General features: G+C 71.5%; 10 protein-coding genes and 2 CRISPR repeat arrays. Of the genes, 8 read left to right on the forward strand and 2 right to left on the reverse strand.

Annotated features, from left to right (window positions below):
- The first annotated feature begins 155 nt into the window (after positions 1–155).
- Positions 156–425, forward strand: coding sequence for a hypothetical protein (locus ACZ6Y7_RS26535; RefSeq protein WP_465760449.1), 270 nt, complete (start codon positions 156–158; stop codon positions 423–425).
- Positions 418–3,495 carry an ATP-binding protein gene (locus ACZ6Y7_RS26540; protein WP_465760437.1) on the forward strand — a complete coding sequence of 1,026 codons (3,078 nt, stop codon included), beginning with the start codon at positions 418–420 and terminating at the stop codon, positions 3,493–3,495. The genes ACZ6Y7_RS26535 and ACZ6Y7_RS26540 overlap by 8 nt, the downstream gene beginning before the upstream one ends.
- Before the next feature lie 354 nt (positions 3,496–3,849).
- On the opposite strand, the gene ACZ6Y7_RS26545 is transcribed toward ACZ6Y7_RS26540, so the two are convergent.
- Positions 3,850–5,205 (reverse strand): tetratricopeptide repeat protein, encoded by a 1,356-nt coding sequence (locus tag ACZ6Y7_RS26545; RefSeq protein ID WP_465760438.1) that lies wholly within the window; start codon positions 5,203–5,205, stop codon positions 3,850–3,852.
- A 124-nt stretch (positions 5,206–5,329) separates the two neighbouring features.
- Between ACZ6Y7_RS26545 and ACZ6Y7_RS26550 the strand changes: the two genes are divergently transcribed.
- From ACZ6Y7_RS26550 to ACZ6Y7_RS26560, 3 genes are read left to right on the forward strand one after another with little or no spacing between them, the layout of a single operon-like run.
- Entirely contained in the window at positions 5,330–6,367 is a 1,038-nt protein-coding gene (locus ACZ6Y7_RS26550) for an NAD-dependent epimerase/dehydratase family protein (protein WP_465760439.1), read from the forward strand.
- A 17-nt stretch (positions 6,368–6,384) separates the two neighbouring features.
- Complete coding sequence (locus ACZ6Y7_RS26555; protein ID WP_465760440.1) at positions 6,385–7,440, forward strand: NAD-dependent epimerase/dehydratase family protein; 1,056 nt, start codon at positions 6,385–6,387, stop codon at positions 7,438–7,440.
- Positions 7,437–8,576, forward strand: a complete 1,140-nt coding sequence (locus tag ACZ6Y7_RS26560) for a DegT/DnrJ/EryC1/StrS family aminotransferase (RefSeq protein WP_465760441.1) — start codon at positions 7,437–7,439, stop codon at positions 8,574–8,576. Before ACZ6Y7_RS26555 ends, ACZ6Y7_RS26560 begins: the two co-directional genes overlap by 4 nt.
- 21 nt (positions 8,577–8,597) lie before the next feature.
- On the opposite strand, the gene ACZ6Y7_RS26565 is transcribed toward ACZ6Y7_RS26560, so the two are convergent.
- Positions 8,598–9,476: a glycosyltransferase family 2 protein gene (locus tag ACZ6Y7_RS26565; RefSeq protein WP_465760442.1), complete on the reverse strand. Its 879-nt coding sequence runs from the start codon at positions 9,474–9,476 to the stop codon at positions 8,598–8,600.
- Positions 9,477–9,502: 26 nt separating this feature from the next.
- On the opposite strand from ACZ6Y7_RS26565, the gene ACZ6Y7_RS26570 reads away from it, so the two are divergent.
- From ACZ6Y7_RS26570 to ACZ6Y7_RS26580, 3 genes are all read left to right on the forward strand, one after another.
- Positions 9,503–10,252, forward strand: coding sequence for a hypothetical protein (locus ACZ6Y7_RS26570; RefSeq protein WP_465760443.1), 750 nt, complete (start codon positions 9,503–9,505; stop codon positions 10,250–10,252).
- Between the two features lie 10 nt (positions 10,253–10,262).
- The gene (locus ACZ6Y7_RS26575) at positions 10,263–11,642 is read left to right on the forward strand and encodes a hypothetical protein (RefSeq protein WP_465760444.1); all 1,380 of its coding nucleotides are present in this window, start codon (positions 10,263–10,265) and stop codon (positions 11,640–11,642) included.
- 129 nt (positions 11,643–11,771) lie between these two features.
- Complete coding sequence (locus ACZ6Y7_RS26580) at positions 11,772–11,909, forward strand: hypothetical protein (protein ID WP_465760445.1); 138 nt, start codon at positions 11,772–11,774, stop codon at positions 11,907–11,909.
- Positions 11,910–12,008: 99 nt separating this feature from the next.
- A CRISPR array of direct repeats spans positions 12,009–12,526; the repeat unit is 29 nt; unit sequence CGGCTGACCCCCGCGGGTGCGGGGAGGAC.
- A gap of 91 nt (positions 12,527–12,617) precedes the next feature.
- A CRISPR array of direct repeats spans positions 12,618–13,134; the repeat unit is 29 nt; unit sequence CGGCTGACCCCCGCGGGTGCGGGGAGGAC.

Genomic DNA, 13,134 nt, shown 5'->3' on the forward strand with positions numbered 1-13,134 from the left:
GGCCGAATAGTGCCGTAAACAAGGTCGATTATGCCGCAATGGTGATCATTTAGGAGTACATGGCGAATGTACGGAATATTCCCCTGGCCTGTCGCCAGGTGTACGATGCTGACCCCGCGGCTCCGTGCCGGGAGCAATATCACTGGGGGGCAGGCATGGTTCGTGGATGGGAAGCCGATCCTTCCGCTTCGCTCGAGAAGCGTCTGGGGAAATCCGCGAAAGATCTCGGGACGTCCGAAGGTCGCGACGAATGCCCGGACATCTGGCAGCTCTCCAACGGTGATATCGCCGTGATCGGACGCGACCTCACGGAGCACTACAGCGACCGGCTCCCCGACGGTGTCGCCCTCGGCCCGGGCGAGCGGCTCGTCGTCATTCCCGGCCTCATGTTGAGCACGGCGAAAGCGGACATCACGGATGCCTGATCGGCGGGTCCCCGAGCTGCGGCCCGAGTGGGGCGAGACCCTCGCCCGCCAGGACTACAAGCGCGACTTCCGCGAGCGGGACGCGCGCGTCCGCGGTCGGGACTCCTGGAAGCTGGAGCGGCTCCAGCACTTCGAGGAACAGGGCAGTGCCAGCTGGGCCGCCGTGCTGCGGGGTGATTGGGACCAGGCGCTGCGCCTGCTGGAGGGCCGGCGCCCGGCGCTGCTCGAGATCGGGCGGCAGGACGAGGAACGCCAGTCCTTCTTCCACCGCGTCCGGGTGGTCCGGAAACCGCTGACGGCGTACGTGCAGTGGGAGCTGCACTCGCTGCGGATCCGCGCCGAATGCGGCGAGCGTATCCGCATCGTCGACGCCGAGGCGCTCGCCGATTCCGGGGACGAGGAATTCGGTCCACTGCCGGAAATCGTCGTTCTCGGCGGGCGCACGGCCTATCGGGTGCTCTATTCGGAAACAGGCGTCCCGGGCGGTGCCGTACGCTACACGGATCCCGATCTCGTCCTGCGCTGGGAGGACTACCTCAAGGATCTCTACCGCGTCGGCGAGGACGTGCACTCCTATTTCGCCCGCGAAGTGGCACACCTCCCGCCCCCCGTACCCGCGCAGCATCGGAGCACCGTGGCAGACGAGAACGAAGGGAACGACGGGAACACCGCCGGCCCCGGACGCACGCATTCCGCCGTGTCCGGGTCCTCGACCCACGACCTCGTCCAGGCCCGGGACATCCGCGGCGGAATCCACTTCCACCGCGCGCCCGACCACCGGCCCGCCGCCGACCCCGCCGCCACCGCACCGAAGCCCCGCCAACTGCCCGCCGACGTCCGCGGCTTCGTCAACCGCGTCGACGAACTCCACCAACTGGACACCGCCTTCACCCGGGAAACCCCGGACCACCACGAAGCCGCGGTCATCGTCATCGCCGGAACCGCCGGCGCCGGCAAGACCTCCCTCGCCCTGCACTGGGCCCACCACGCCCGCGACCGCTTCCCCGACGGACAGCTCTACGTCAACCTCCGCGGCTACGACCCCGGCCGCCCCGTCACCGCCCCCGAAGCCCTCCACCACTTCCTCACCTCCCTCGGCGTCCCCGCCGCGTCCGTCCCCACCGACCCCGACGCGGCCGCCGCCCTCTACCGATCCCTCCTGGCCGACCGCCGCGTCCTCGTCGTCCTCGACAACGCCGCCACCGCCGCCCAGGTCCGCCCCTTACTGCCCGGCAACACCGGCAGCCTCGTCCTCGTCACCAGCCGCAGCCGCCTGTCCGGCCTCGCCGTCCGCGACGGCGCCCGCCGCCTCACCCTCGGCACCCTCCCCGAACCCGAGGCCGTCGCCCTGCTGCGCGCCGTCACCGCCGACCACCGCCCCCACGACGACCCGGACCAGCTCGTCCAACTCGCCCGCCTCTGCGCCCGGCTCCCCCTGGCCCTGCGCATCGCCGCCGAACGCGCCGCCAGCCTCCCCCACATGGGCCTCGACGACCTCATCGCCGACCTGCGCGACGAATCCGCCCTCTGGGACGCCCTCACCGTCGGCGAGGACGAGGACGCCGACGCCGTCCGCACCGTCTTCGCCTGGTCCTACCGCGCCCTACCCGACCACGTCGCCCGGCTCTTCCGCCTCCTCGGCCTCCACCCCGGCCCCGACTTCGGACTCCACGCCGCGGCCGCCCTCGCCCACCTCACCCCCAGCCGCACCCGCCAACTCCTCGACTCCCTCGTCGGCGCCCACCTCGTCGAACAGAGCGCCCCCGACCGCTACCAGTTCCACGACCTCCTGCGCGCCTACGCCACCGACCAGGCCCACCGCGAGGAGACCCCCGACGAACGCCACGCCGCCCTGCGCCGCGTCCTCGACTGGTACCTGCACACCGCGGACGCCGCCCAGCGACGACTGCGCCCCAATGAAGCCCGCGTCCCGCTCGACCCGCCGACCGACGGGATCCAGCCGACCGCCCTCCCCGACTACAACACCGCCGTCGACTGGGCCGAACGCGAACGCGCCAACCTCCTGCACGCCGTCCACACCGCCGCCGGCGCGGGCGAGGACCGCCGCACCTGGCAGCTCGCCGCCGTCCTCTGGAACGCCCAGGCCCCCTCCGCCCCCGGCCCCGACTGGCTCCCCGCAGGGCACGCAGGCCTCGCCGCCGCCGAACGCCTCGCGGACGACCACGCCCGCGCCCTGCTGCACACCGACCTCGGCATGGGCTACACCCGGATCAACGCCCTCGACGACAGCCTGGAGCACCACCGCGCGGCACTCGGGCTCTGGCGAGGCCTCGGCGACCGGCTCAACGAGGCGCACTCCCTCAACCTGATCGGCCTGGTCCACCTGCACCGCAGACGCCTCGACGACGCCGCACGGCACTTCGAGCGGGCACTCGCCGCCTTCCGGACCCTGGACGAGGCGCAGTGGGAGGCCACCACCCTCGCCAACCTCGCCGGCACCCACTACCGCGCCGGCCGCCTGCCCGAGGCCTCGGCCGCCGTCGACCGGGCGCTGAGAGCCCACCGCGCGCTGAAGAACCAGCGCGGCGAGGGCAACGCCCTGCGCCTGCTCAGCGACATCCGCCGCGAGGACGGCGACACCGCCGGCGCGCTCGCCGCCGCCCAGGCCGCCCTCGACATCGCCCTCAACCTCAGGGACCACCGGCTCGAAGGCTTCTGGCTCCTCACCCTCGGCGACGCCCAGCGCGACGACGGACAGCACACCGACGCCCTGGAGTCCTACCAGCGATCCGCCGTCCTCCACCGCCGCCTCGGCGACCGCAGCCGCGAAGCCCAGGCCTGGCACGGCACCGGCGAGACCTACCGCCTCCTCGACCGCCCCACCGAAGCCGCCGCCTTCCTGCGCCAGGCCGCCGCCACCCACCACGACCTCGCCGACCCCTGGCACGAGGCCCTCGCCCTCGCAGCCCTCGCCGCGGCCCTGACGGACACCGACCCCCAGGCGGCACGCCGGCACCGCCTGGACGCACTCGCCCTCCTGACCGGGTACGACGACCCCCGGGCCGCCGCGGCGCGGGAGGGGATCGCGCGGCACCTGGAGACGGGCTGACCGCGGTCGCACTACTCGTCCCCGTACCCGGCCACGCATTGAAGGAGGAGCTCCCGTCACGGGACTCGAGGGCGCCGGCCAGCTGATCCCCCGCCGACGCGGAGAGGAGAACGAGAAGGCAGAACGGAGGACCAGGGTCGCAGCGGCGGGACGCCTCCATCGCCTGGCCGAGGTCAACAAGTACGAGAGCGACCGCAACACGGCGCCGCTGCCGGCCCCACCGAGCTCACCAGCACTGCGCGAGCACATCGTTGCTCGCTCCGCGGCCATCGTCCCCGCGGACAGGGCCGGTCCGCAGAGCCGCCGCAGACCGGGACGATGACGGCGGACCCGGTGGCGTTCTCTGATCCGATGTCACAAGGACGCGAGGTGGGCCGCTCGTTGAGCGAGCTCCGGAGCGCCGGGGATTCCCCGCCTGCTGTAGACGGCCATGGTCGAGCACACCGTCTTCAACTCTTTCTTGTTACGGTCGGACGCCACGCCGTCCATGAGGTCCAGGCACTGGTTCCAGAGGATCACGGCCTCCTCATGCCGGTGCTGGGCGGCCACGGACTTGGCGAGGTTCGCGACAGTCAGGCCGCGAACCCGCTGGTACGTGCCCGGCACCCGGCCCTCCAGCGCCGCGCGGTAGTGCCGTTCGGCGGCCCGGTGGTCGTTCATCTCGGTCAGAGTCTTGCCCGTGTGCGATGCCACGGTGGCCGCGACTGGGCCGGAGGCGGCGGCGTAGGAGGGCACGCGGTCGTCGCGGGCGAGCATGGCGTCCTCGGCGTCCAGGAGCGCTCCCGCGGCGTTCTTGGTGTGGCCGCTCGCTCCGTACGCCCGGGCGGCTGTCACCAGCAGCAGCGCCTCCGTCTTGCGATCGACCTTTCCTCGGGCCCGTGAGAGCGCGGCCTCGGCCAGTTCGACGCAGTGCGTGGTCTGGCTCAGGTCGAGGGCTTGGTGGGTGAGGGCCCGCATCATCCATGCGCCGTGGCCTACAGGGTCGGACTCGCAGGCGAGCTGGTAGGCAAGGAGGTAGAACCTCTGGGCGGCGCCCTCGCGGCCGAGGTCGTGACACTTCCATCCGACCAGGGTCGCCAGTTCGGACGCCGCGCCGAACGCGCTCCGCCGGACCTCCTCGGTGGGGAACGTGGCCTGGAGCATCGGTACGACGGCATCCGCCAGGTAGGACGACACGGTGGACAGGCCGTGGCCGCCGCCCAGCCTTTCGTCAGCGGTCCTGAACATCTCGGTGAGTTGCCGGACGGTGGCAACCTCTTCGGCTCCGGCTCGGCGACCGCCCCCCGCGGTCCGCAGCGTGGCGGCGACGGCTTGATGGTCGTAGGTGAGCGGGAGCCCGACGGTGGCCGTGGAGAAGGCGAGGGCGAGGAAGTCCCGGCGGTGGAACATGACAAGTCTCCCGAGGTCGGCAGCGGTCGCCAGAGGATCAGGGGCCATGGCCTCCCCGATGGCCGGGAAGCCTAGACCGATCTCGGCGGTCGTCACCTTCCGCTTCGCCAATCTGGTCAGAGCCTCCGCGAGATAGGCCGCGGTTTTGCCGGTCGGGGTTCCGCCCCTCACCCAGGAGAGCACGGCCGACCGCGAGGTGTGCAGGGTCTCGCCGGCCTCCGCCGCGACGCCGCGGACCGCCTTGGCCAGGGCCTCGTACGTCGACCCGGCTTCCTCGATGACCGCCGCCAGCTGCCGGTTCGGCTCCTTACGTCCAGTCAACTCGCGCCCCCATAAGCGATCTTGAACAGATTGAACGGGATGAGCGGGCCATCACCGTACCGCCTGAGCGTGGCCGGATGTTCACTGACTGCACAAACCCGTACCTCAGAGGAGTCGATGCCTCATGGCCGACATGTACTGCGACCCGCGCCTGCGCGAGCTGACCGGAGCGTGCGTACTGGTCACCGGAGGCGGCGGCCTGGTCGGCAGCCGCATCGTCGCCCAGCTCACCGCCTGCGGTGCCACGCCGATCGTCCTGGACCGGTTCGATGCCTACCCGCACCCGGTGCGCGACCTGTTCCGGGTGGACCGGCACGGTACCAAGGTCGTCCTCGGCGACGTGCGCGAGCGGGCCACCGTGAAGTGGCTCACCGGCCGCGCGGACTTCGTGATCCACGCCGCCGCGTACGCCGATGTCGCCGCCTGCACCCGCCGGCCCGACACCGCCTTCGCCGCCAATGTCCAGGGCACCCAGACCGTCCTGGACGCCGTGGTGACCTCGCCGGTGAAACGGCTGGTGTTCGTCTCCTCCGCGTCCGTCTATGGCGACGGCACCCTGACGGAGGAGGGGGTGGCCCGGTTCACCGAGGACCAACCGCTGACCCCGATCTCGGTCTATGCCAACACCAAGCTGTGGGGCGAGCATCAGGTGCGCCTGATGCTCGGCAGCAGCGGCACCGAGTACGCGATCGTCCGGTACTTCTCGGTCTACGGCGACCCGCAGATCCCCAAGCCCGGCTCGCACTCCTGGATGGTGCCCTGGCTGACCCTGTCCGCCCACACCGGCCGGCCGATGAGTCTCAACGGCGGTGGCCACCAGGTCCGTGACATGGTCCACGTCGAGGACATCGCGCACGCCACCATCCTCGCCCTCGTCACCGACCAGGCCGCCGGGCAGACCGTCAACATCGGCACCGGCATCCCCACCTCGGTCCGGCGGATCGCCGAGCTGATCGCCGCGCACTACCCCGGCGCCGCGTTCGTCGAGACGCCGATGCCCGAGGGCGACCCGCGCGGAGGGTGTGCCGACACCCGCCGGGTCACCGACTTGCTCGGCTGGCGCCCCGTCATCACCCTCGCCGAAGGCATCGACCGTTACGTGCACTGGCTCACCACCACCCCGGACGCCGTCCCGGACTGGTTCACCGCCCCGGCCGCCTGACCGAAGGGAACCGACCCATGCGAGTCGTACTGCTCGGCGGAGCCGGATACATCGGCTCCGCCGCCTCCCACCACCTTGTCTCGCTCGGCCACCACGTGACCGTCGTGGACGGCCTGATCTACGACCGCGGCGACGACCCCGGCCGGCTCCTGCCCGGAGCCGCCACGTTCGTCAACGGAGACCTGCGCGACCCCGGTCTGCTGGCCCGGGTCTGCGACGGCGCCGATGCTGTGGTCCACCTGGGCGGCATCGTGGGTGAGCCCGCCTGCCGCCTGGACGAGGAGCTGGCGGTCGAGCTGAACTACGCCGCCCCGATGATCGCCGCCGAGGCCGCCGCCGGCGCGGGTGTCGGCCGGTACGTCTTCTTCTCCTCGTGCAGCGTCTACGGCAGCCACGAGGACACCGTGGACGAGGACACCGAGCTGAACCCGCTGGGGATCTACGCTCGGACGAAGGTCCTCGCTGAACGCCGCCTGCCCGACGCGCTCGCGGGCGTCACCGCCTTGGCGAGCCTGCGGCTGGCGACGGTCCACGGCTCCTCGCCCCGCCAGCGTCTGGACTCCGTGGTCAACTCCATGGCTTCGCGCGCCGTCGCCACCGGGCGCATTCCGCTCAACGGCGGCGGCCAGCGTCGCCCGCTCGTCCACGTCGGCGATGTCGCCAGGGTGCTCGCCGGCGTCCTGGACAGCAGCCTGACCGGGGCGTGGAACGTCGGCAGCAACCAGGAGAACCACACCATCGCCGACATCGCCGAGACCGTGGCCGCCATCGTGCCCGGGTCGAAGATCCAGCGCGGGCCAGAGCGCGACGAAGCCGACGCCCGCGACTACCGGGTGAGCTTCGCCCGGCTCCAGCGGCACATCCCCGGGGCGTGCTCCACCACCCTCAAGGACGGGGTGCAGGAGATCGCTGATCTCCTGGCGACCCATCAGATCGCTGACCCGGAGGAGCCGCAGTACGACAACCATCGAGGCCTGGCGGCGGCTTTCGCCGCCGGCAAGGTGCGGCGCCTGCGTAGTTCCGTGTGTCAGCGGTACCGGGCCGAGTACATGGCCGCGTGGGGGCACTCGTGACGGCCACCTCCCCGTTCCTGTCGTGGAACCGGCCCTCGCTCGGGCAGGAGGAGGAGGCCGAGGTTCTGGACACCCTGCGCTCGGGCTGGCTCACGGCCGGCCCGAAGGCGGGCCGCTTCGAGGTGGCGGTGAAGGACGCGCTCGGTGTGGAGGAGGCGTTCGCCGTCTCCTCGTGCACCGCCGCGCTCCACCTTGCCCTGCTGGCCGCCGGGATCAAGGCGGGCGACGAGGTGATCACCCCGAGCCTGACCTTCTGTGCGGCCCCGAACGCTATCGTCCAGTGCGGCGGCACCCCGGTGTTCACCGAGGTCGACCCGGTCACCTTCAACCTCGACCCCGAGGCGGCGGAGCAGGCGATCACCCCCAGGACGAAGGCCATCGTGGTCATGCACTACGGCGGCCAGCCCTGCGACCTCCTGGCCTTCCGCAAGATCGCGGACGACCACGGCCTGATCCTGATCGAGGACGCCGCTCACGCTCTGCACGCCTGGCGCGACGGCCTTCGGGCGGGCAGCGTCGGCGATCTGGCGGTGTTCTCCTTCTATGCCAACAAGGTCATCACCTGTGGCGAGGGCGGGATGATCGTCGGCCGCGCCGACCTCGTCCAGGCCGCCCGCCTCCTTGGCCGGCACGGCATCGACTCCTCCGTGTGGCAGCGCCATGGTAAGCGCCGCACCGCCGACTACGAGGTCACCGTGCCGGGCCTGAAGTACACGATGCCGGACATCACGGCTGCGGTCGGCATCCAGCAGTTCCACAAGCTCATCGACTTCACCGCGCGCCGTGCCCAGATCGCCGCCTCCTACGACCGGTCCCTGACCGGCCTTCCCGGGCTGCGGCTGCCGACCGTCCTGGACGGGGTCCGGCACGGCTGGTTCCTCTACGCCGTGCTGATCGAACCGGAGGGCGGCCGGACCCGGGACACGGTGGCCGGCATGCTCCTGGACGACTACGGGGTGGGCACCAGCGTGCACTTCAAGCCGGTGCACCGCCTCTCCGCCTACCGCTACCTGGAGTGCCGCCTGCCCGTCACCGAGCAGATCGCTGCCCGGCAGCTCTCCCTGCCTTGCTACCCGGCCATGACAGCTGCGGACGTGCAGCGCGTCATCGACGCCCTCCACGCCGTCTGGACCTGACGGGGCGTGCTGGGCCGACCGTCAGAACACCGGTGGTCGGCCCAGCTTCGCCATCCGCCACACGGTGCTCCACCGCATCGGCCGACGCGGCGGACAGGCCGTCCGAACACCCTCGAAAAAGCCGGACCACCACGCCTTGAGCCCGGACAGCGGCGGACGGCGGACCAGCGTGTAGACCGCCCAGGAAGTGAGGTAGATCGGCACCAGAACGGCGGGCAGGTGGCGTTTGGCCAGCCAGACCCGGTTGCGGGCCGTCATCCGGTAGTAGGTGGCGTGCCGGGCCGGGTCGGTGCGCGGGTGCTGGAGCACCATGTCGGCGCGGTAGTCGATGCGCCAGCCCGCGTCCAGCGCGCGCCAGGCGAAGTCGGTCTCCTCGTGGGCGTAGAAGAACGGGGAGGGGAAGTCGCCGACCTGGTCGATCACGCTCATACGGATGGCGTGGCCGCCGCCCAGGAAGGTGGTGACCGGTCCGGACTGCAGCGGATCGCTCGCGCCGAGGCGGGGGACGTGTCGGCGCTGGGTGAACCCGGTCTCGTCCGCGATCCGGAAGCTGACGATGCCCAGCTCCGCGTCCTGCTCGAAGGCGTCCCGGATCAGCCGGAACGTGTCAGGGCGGGGCAGCAGCCCGTCGTCGTCCAAGACGACCAGCACGTCCGTGCCGCCCAGCTCACGCAGCCGCTCGACGCCAGCGTTGCGGCCACCGGGGATGCCGAGGTTCTCCGGCAGCTCCACGGCGTCCACCCACTCCGGCAGCTCAGGCAGCTTCACGCCCTGCCCGAGCACCACGGTCCGAACATCGCTGTCGCCGCCCTCCTGAGCCCGTACCGACTCCAGCAGCGCCGTCAGCTCCGCAGGCCGGTTTCCCATCGTCAGCACCACCACGCCCAGCGTGACGCCCATCGCACCCGACCCTTCGAGGAACCTTCATGATCTCGCAGACACCCCGGCCCGGCGGCGGGCAGTCGCTGCGCGAGCTGGCTAGCGCCGGCCGCCTGCCGGACCACCAGGTCATGGACCGGCCGACGCTGGACTGGATCGCCCGCCACCGGCCCGCCGGTGCGGGTGTCCGGCCCAGACTGCCACACCGGCCGCTGCCGCTGGTAGCGAACGTCCTCTGGTTCGCCCGCACGGAGACCGCCGCCTCTATCCACGGCGTGCGCCACGGCGCCCGGGTCGCCGTACTCGTGCAGTTGCTCGCCGCCGGCCACGGCCTCGCGCCGGACGCGGGGCTGGCGCTCGCTGCTGCAGCGGCCTGCCACGACTGCCGGCGGTTGAACGACCGCGACGATCCCGGCCATGGTCAGCGCGCCGCCGACTGGCTCACCGAGCACACCGCTGACGTAGAGGCGGCATTCGGGACGGCGGCCACAACGGAGGCGATCACTGCGATCGCCCTCCACGACGTGCCGCACCACGCCTTCACCGCCGATCAAGATCGCGCCTATCGGTGGCACCAGGTGGCAGTGGACCTCCTCAAGGCCGCAGACGCGCTCGACCGCTACCGGCTGCCGCTGGCCCGTTGGTGGCCCGACCCCAGCCGCCTACGGCTGCAGGTTCCCGTCTGGGCACCGGTGCTTGCCCACGACCTGGTGGTGGGCAGCGAACACGCCCACCTCGACGGCGCGACCGACGCCCAGGCCCTGGAGCACGCGCTTCAGGCCGTGATGCCCGAGTAGGAGAACCCCCATGCACGCAGAGTGGGATCTTGCGCACACCGACTACACCTTCCCGCCCGACCGCCCGGTGCCCACCGGCCTTGCCGACACCGAGGCCGACTGGCACCACCGTCTCACCCAGACCCCGAACGGGCACCTGCTGCGCGAGGGCGACAACGCCATGCTCGGCGCGCTCTCCTCTGGCGGCCCCGTCTACCTGCTGCATCTGACCCGTTCCCTGGACGCTGTCCGCTCCAGCGGCCACCTGCTCGCCTCCACCGGATGCCTGGTCGGTGCCATCTACGGCTCACCCCTCACCCCACTCCCCGGGGGAGCGCTGCGGCCACACAACCTCGGCTCCTACCTGCTGGAGAGCCGAAACCGGCTTGTGAGCCGGAACAACAGCACTCCCCTGGCCATCGAGGTGACCCCCGACGGTCCGGCGCCACGGAAGGGCATCGACTACCTGCGGTTGGGCGGCATCCACTTGCACGCCTACCAGGAGCTCCGGCACGTGCTCACTGCCGCAGAGGACTCCCGGGTCCTGTGGTCCGTCGCGGACCGTGTGCGCGTCACCGCGCCGTTCCTCGACGCCCTCCTGCGCAACGCGAGCGGCAGGGCGGCATCCGACGGGCCGTTCATCGACGCGCTCGCCGCCGCGATTCCAGTCTTCCCCTACCTCGGGTATCTGTACTTCGAGACGGTCGCCGAGTACCTGATGCTCCACTCCACCAGCCGGGCCACCCGCCGGTACGCGGACCGCGGGGAGATGAACAACCGGCTATACAAGGACCTCGCCTTCTCCGCCGTGGACGGGATGGGCACGCTCTTCGACCTCGGGCGGTTCTACCCGGACCATGCCAGGCTCCTCGGCATCGTCGGACACATCGAGCCCGGCCTGGCGGCCTCGGCGGCCGACTACGTCCGCCGGCGCCTGTCCCATCACTTCGCCGCCACGTCTCTGACTCCACGCCAGGACGTCGGGGACTTCAGGTTCCACGAGGCGGACCTGGCCACCCTGGCTGAGACGGCACCACACCTCCTCGGCCAGTTGATCTTCCGGGAGATCCGGCTCCTCGACCGCTACCCGCAGCTCTACCACTGCTTCGAGCAGGCCAAGGCCCTGCAGGCGTGGGCCTACTGGAACAAAAAGGGCATCTCGACGCCGTTCAACGGCGTCAGCCCCAAGGGGGAGATCGGCATCAACCCGGCCTACCCCAACGTCCAGTTCGCGGTCTGGACAGTGGAGCCCTGCGCAAGGGGCCTTCTGCACCCGCTTGAGCAGATTGCCGCCGTTCCGGCCCCTCGGCTCGTGCCCTGGCTGGTCGCCTCCCTGCGAGACCGGACGGAGGAGGAACGGTGGATCAACCGCCCTCCGGTTCCCGTGCGCCCCGCCAGCGTGTCCGAGTGACGCGGTGATCCGGCCGACGTAGGCGCGGTACGCCCTTGTTCCCAGCCAGCGCGGCGCACTGCCGCAGCGTGGCCTGCTGGAGGCGAGCAGGGCGGCATCGACCTGGCCTGTGCTCAGGGCCCCATCCAGGTGCGGTTCTACGTCCCCTGCGGCGGCCTGACCCACACCACGGCCTCTGAGATCGCCACCCTGATCATCGGCACCGCCGACCACATCATCCCCACTCCCGAGGCGGATGTGTGGTCGCTGGCCATCTCCCTGTTCTGATCCTGGACCCGTACCCCGCCCGCTGGTCGGGGAGGACGCGTGTCCCAGCGACTCCCCTGCAAGCTCGTGCGGCTGACCCCCGGGTATGGACGGGACCAACGGCTGACCCCCGCGGGTGCGCGGAGGACGGTGGAGTGCCACGGCATCGACCGCACTACTCCCGCTGATCCCCGCGGGTGCGGGGAGGACGGTGGAGTGCCACGGCATCGACCGCACTACTCCCGCTGATCCCCGCGGGTGCGGGGAGGACCGCCGTGCGCACGTCGGCCTGCTGACCCGGCGCGGCTGACCCCCGCGGGTGCGGGGAGGACCGTAGGGTCTTTCGCCAAGTCCTTCGCAAGTCCGGCTGACCCCCGCGGGTGCGGGGAGGACGATGAAGCCTCCGCGATGACCAGCGAACAGGTCGGCTGACCCCCGCGGGTGCGGGGAGGGCGGATCGGCGTGATCGTCATGGGTGGATGTCTCCGACTGACCCCCGCGGGTGCGGGGAGGACCCGGTGACCGACCAGCCGGCCCCGCTGCACGTCGACTGACCCCCGCGGGTGCGGGGAGGACTCCTGAGCCGCACGCCGCTCGCGGCGCTGCTCCGACTGACCCCCGCGGGTGCGGGGAGGACTCCTGAGCCGCACGCCGCTCGCGGCGCTGCTCCGACTGACCCCCGCGGGTGTGGGAGGACCCCGTCAGGTGAGGCAGGATCAGTCCTACAACTGACTGACCCCCGCGGGTGCGGGGAGGACGATGGACCGGAAGTCGTACACCGCCGAGCTCGCGACTGACCCCCGCGGGTGCGGGGAGGACCGCTCGTACTCCACGATGTTCGCGGTAAAGATCGGCTGACCCCCGCGGGTGCGGGGAGGACGGCTTCTACAACCACGCCCAGACCTACAACGCCGGCTGACCCCCGCGGGTGTGGGGAGGACCCCGGCTCGCTGTCGTACTTGCCGTTGGGCAGCGGCTGACCCCCGCGGGTGCGGGGAGGACGCCGGAGCCACGTCGTAGCGCAGCACGAACCGCGGCTGACCCCCGCGGGTGCGGGGAGGACGGCCCGCTCACCGACTACCGGTGGACGGTCCGCGGCTGACCCCCGCGGGTGCGGGGAGGACGCCGGAGCCACGTCGTAGCGCAGCACGAACCGCGGCTGACCCCCGCGGGTGCGGGGAGGACGGCCCGCTCACCGACTACCGGTGGACGGTCCGCGGCTGACCCCCGCGGGTGCGGGGAGGAC

The organism is Kitasatospora sp. NPDC053308 (assembly GCF_055585785.1).

What these genes read in the sequence shown, in the direction of transcription:
- ACZ6Y7_RS26535 (WP_465760449.1), top strand. Translation starts at nt 156, where the DNA reads ATGGTTCGTGGATGGGAAGCCGATCCTTCCGCTTCGCTCGAGAAGCGT.
- ACZ6Y7_RS26540 (WP_465760437.1), top strand. Translation starts at nt 418, where the DNA reads ATGCCTGATCGGCGGGTCCCCGAGCTGCGGCCCGAGTGGGGCGAGACC.
- ACZ6Y7_RS26550 (WP_465760439.1), top strand. Translation starts at nt 5,330, where the DNA reads ATGGCCGACATGTACTGCGACCCGCGCCTGCGCGAGCTGACCGGAGCG.
- ACZ6Y7_RS26555 (WP_465760440.1), top strand. Translation starts at nt 6,385, where the DNA reads ATGCGAGTCGTACTGCTCGGCGGAGCCGGATACATCGGCTCCGCCGCC.
- ACZ6Y7_RS26565 (WP_465760442.1), bottom strand. Translation starts at nt 9,476, where the DNA reads ATGGGCGTCACGCTGGGCGTGGTGGTGCTGACGATGGGAAACCGGCCT.
- ACZ6Y7_RS26570 (WP_465760443.1), top strand. Translation starts at nt 9,503, where the DNA reads ATGATCTCGCAGACACCCCGGCCCGGCGGCGGGCAGTCGCTGCGCGAG.
- ACZ6Y7_RS26575 (WP_465760444.1), top strand. Translation starts at nt 10,263, where the DNA reads ATGCACGCAGAGTGGGATCTTGCGCACACCGACTACACCTTCCCGCCC.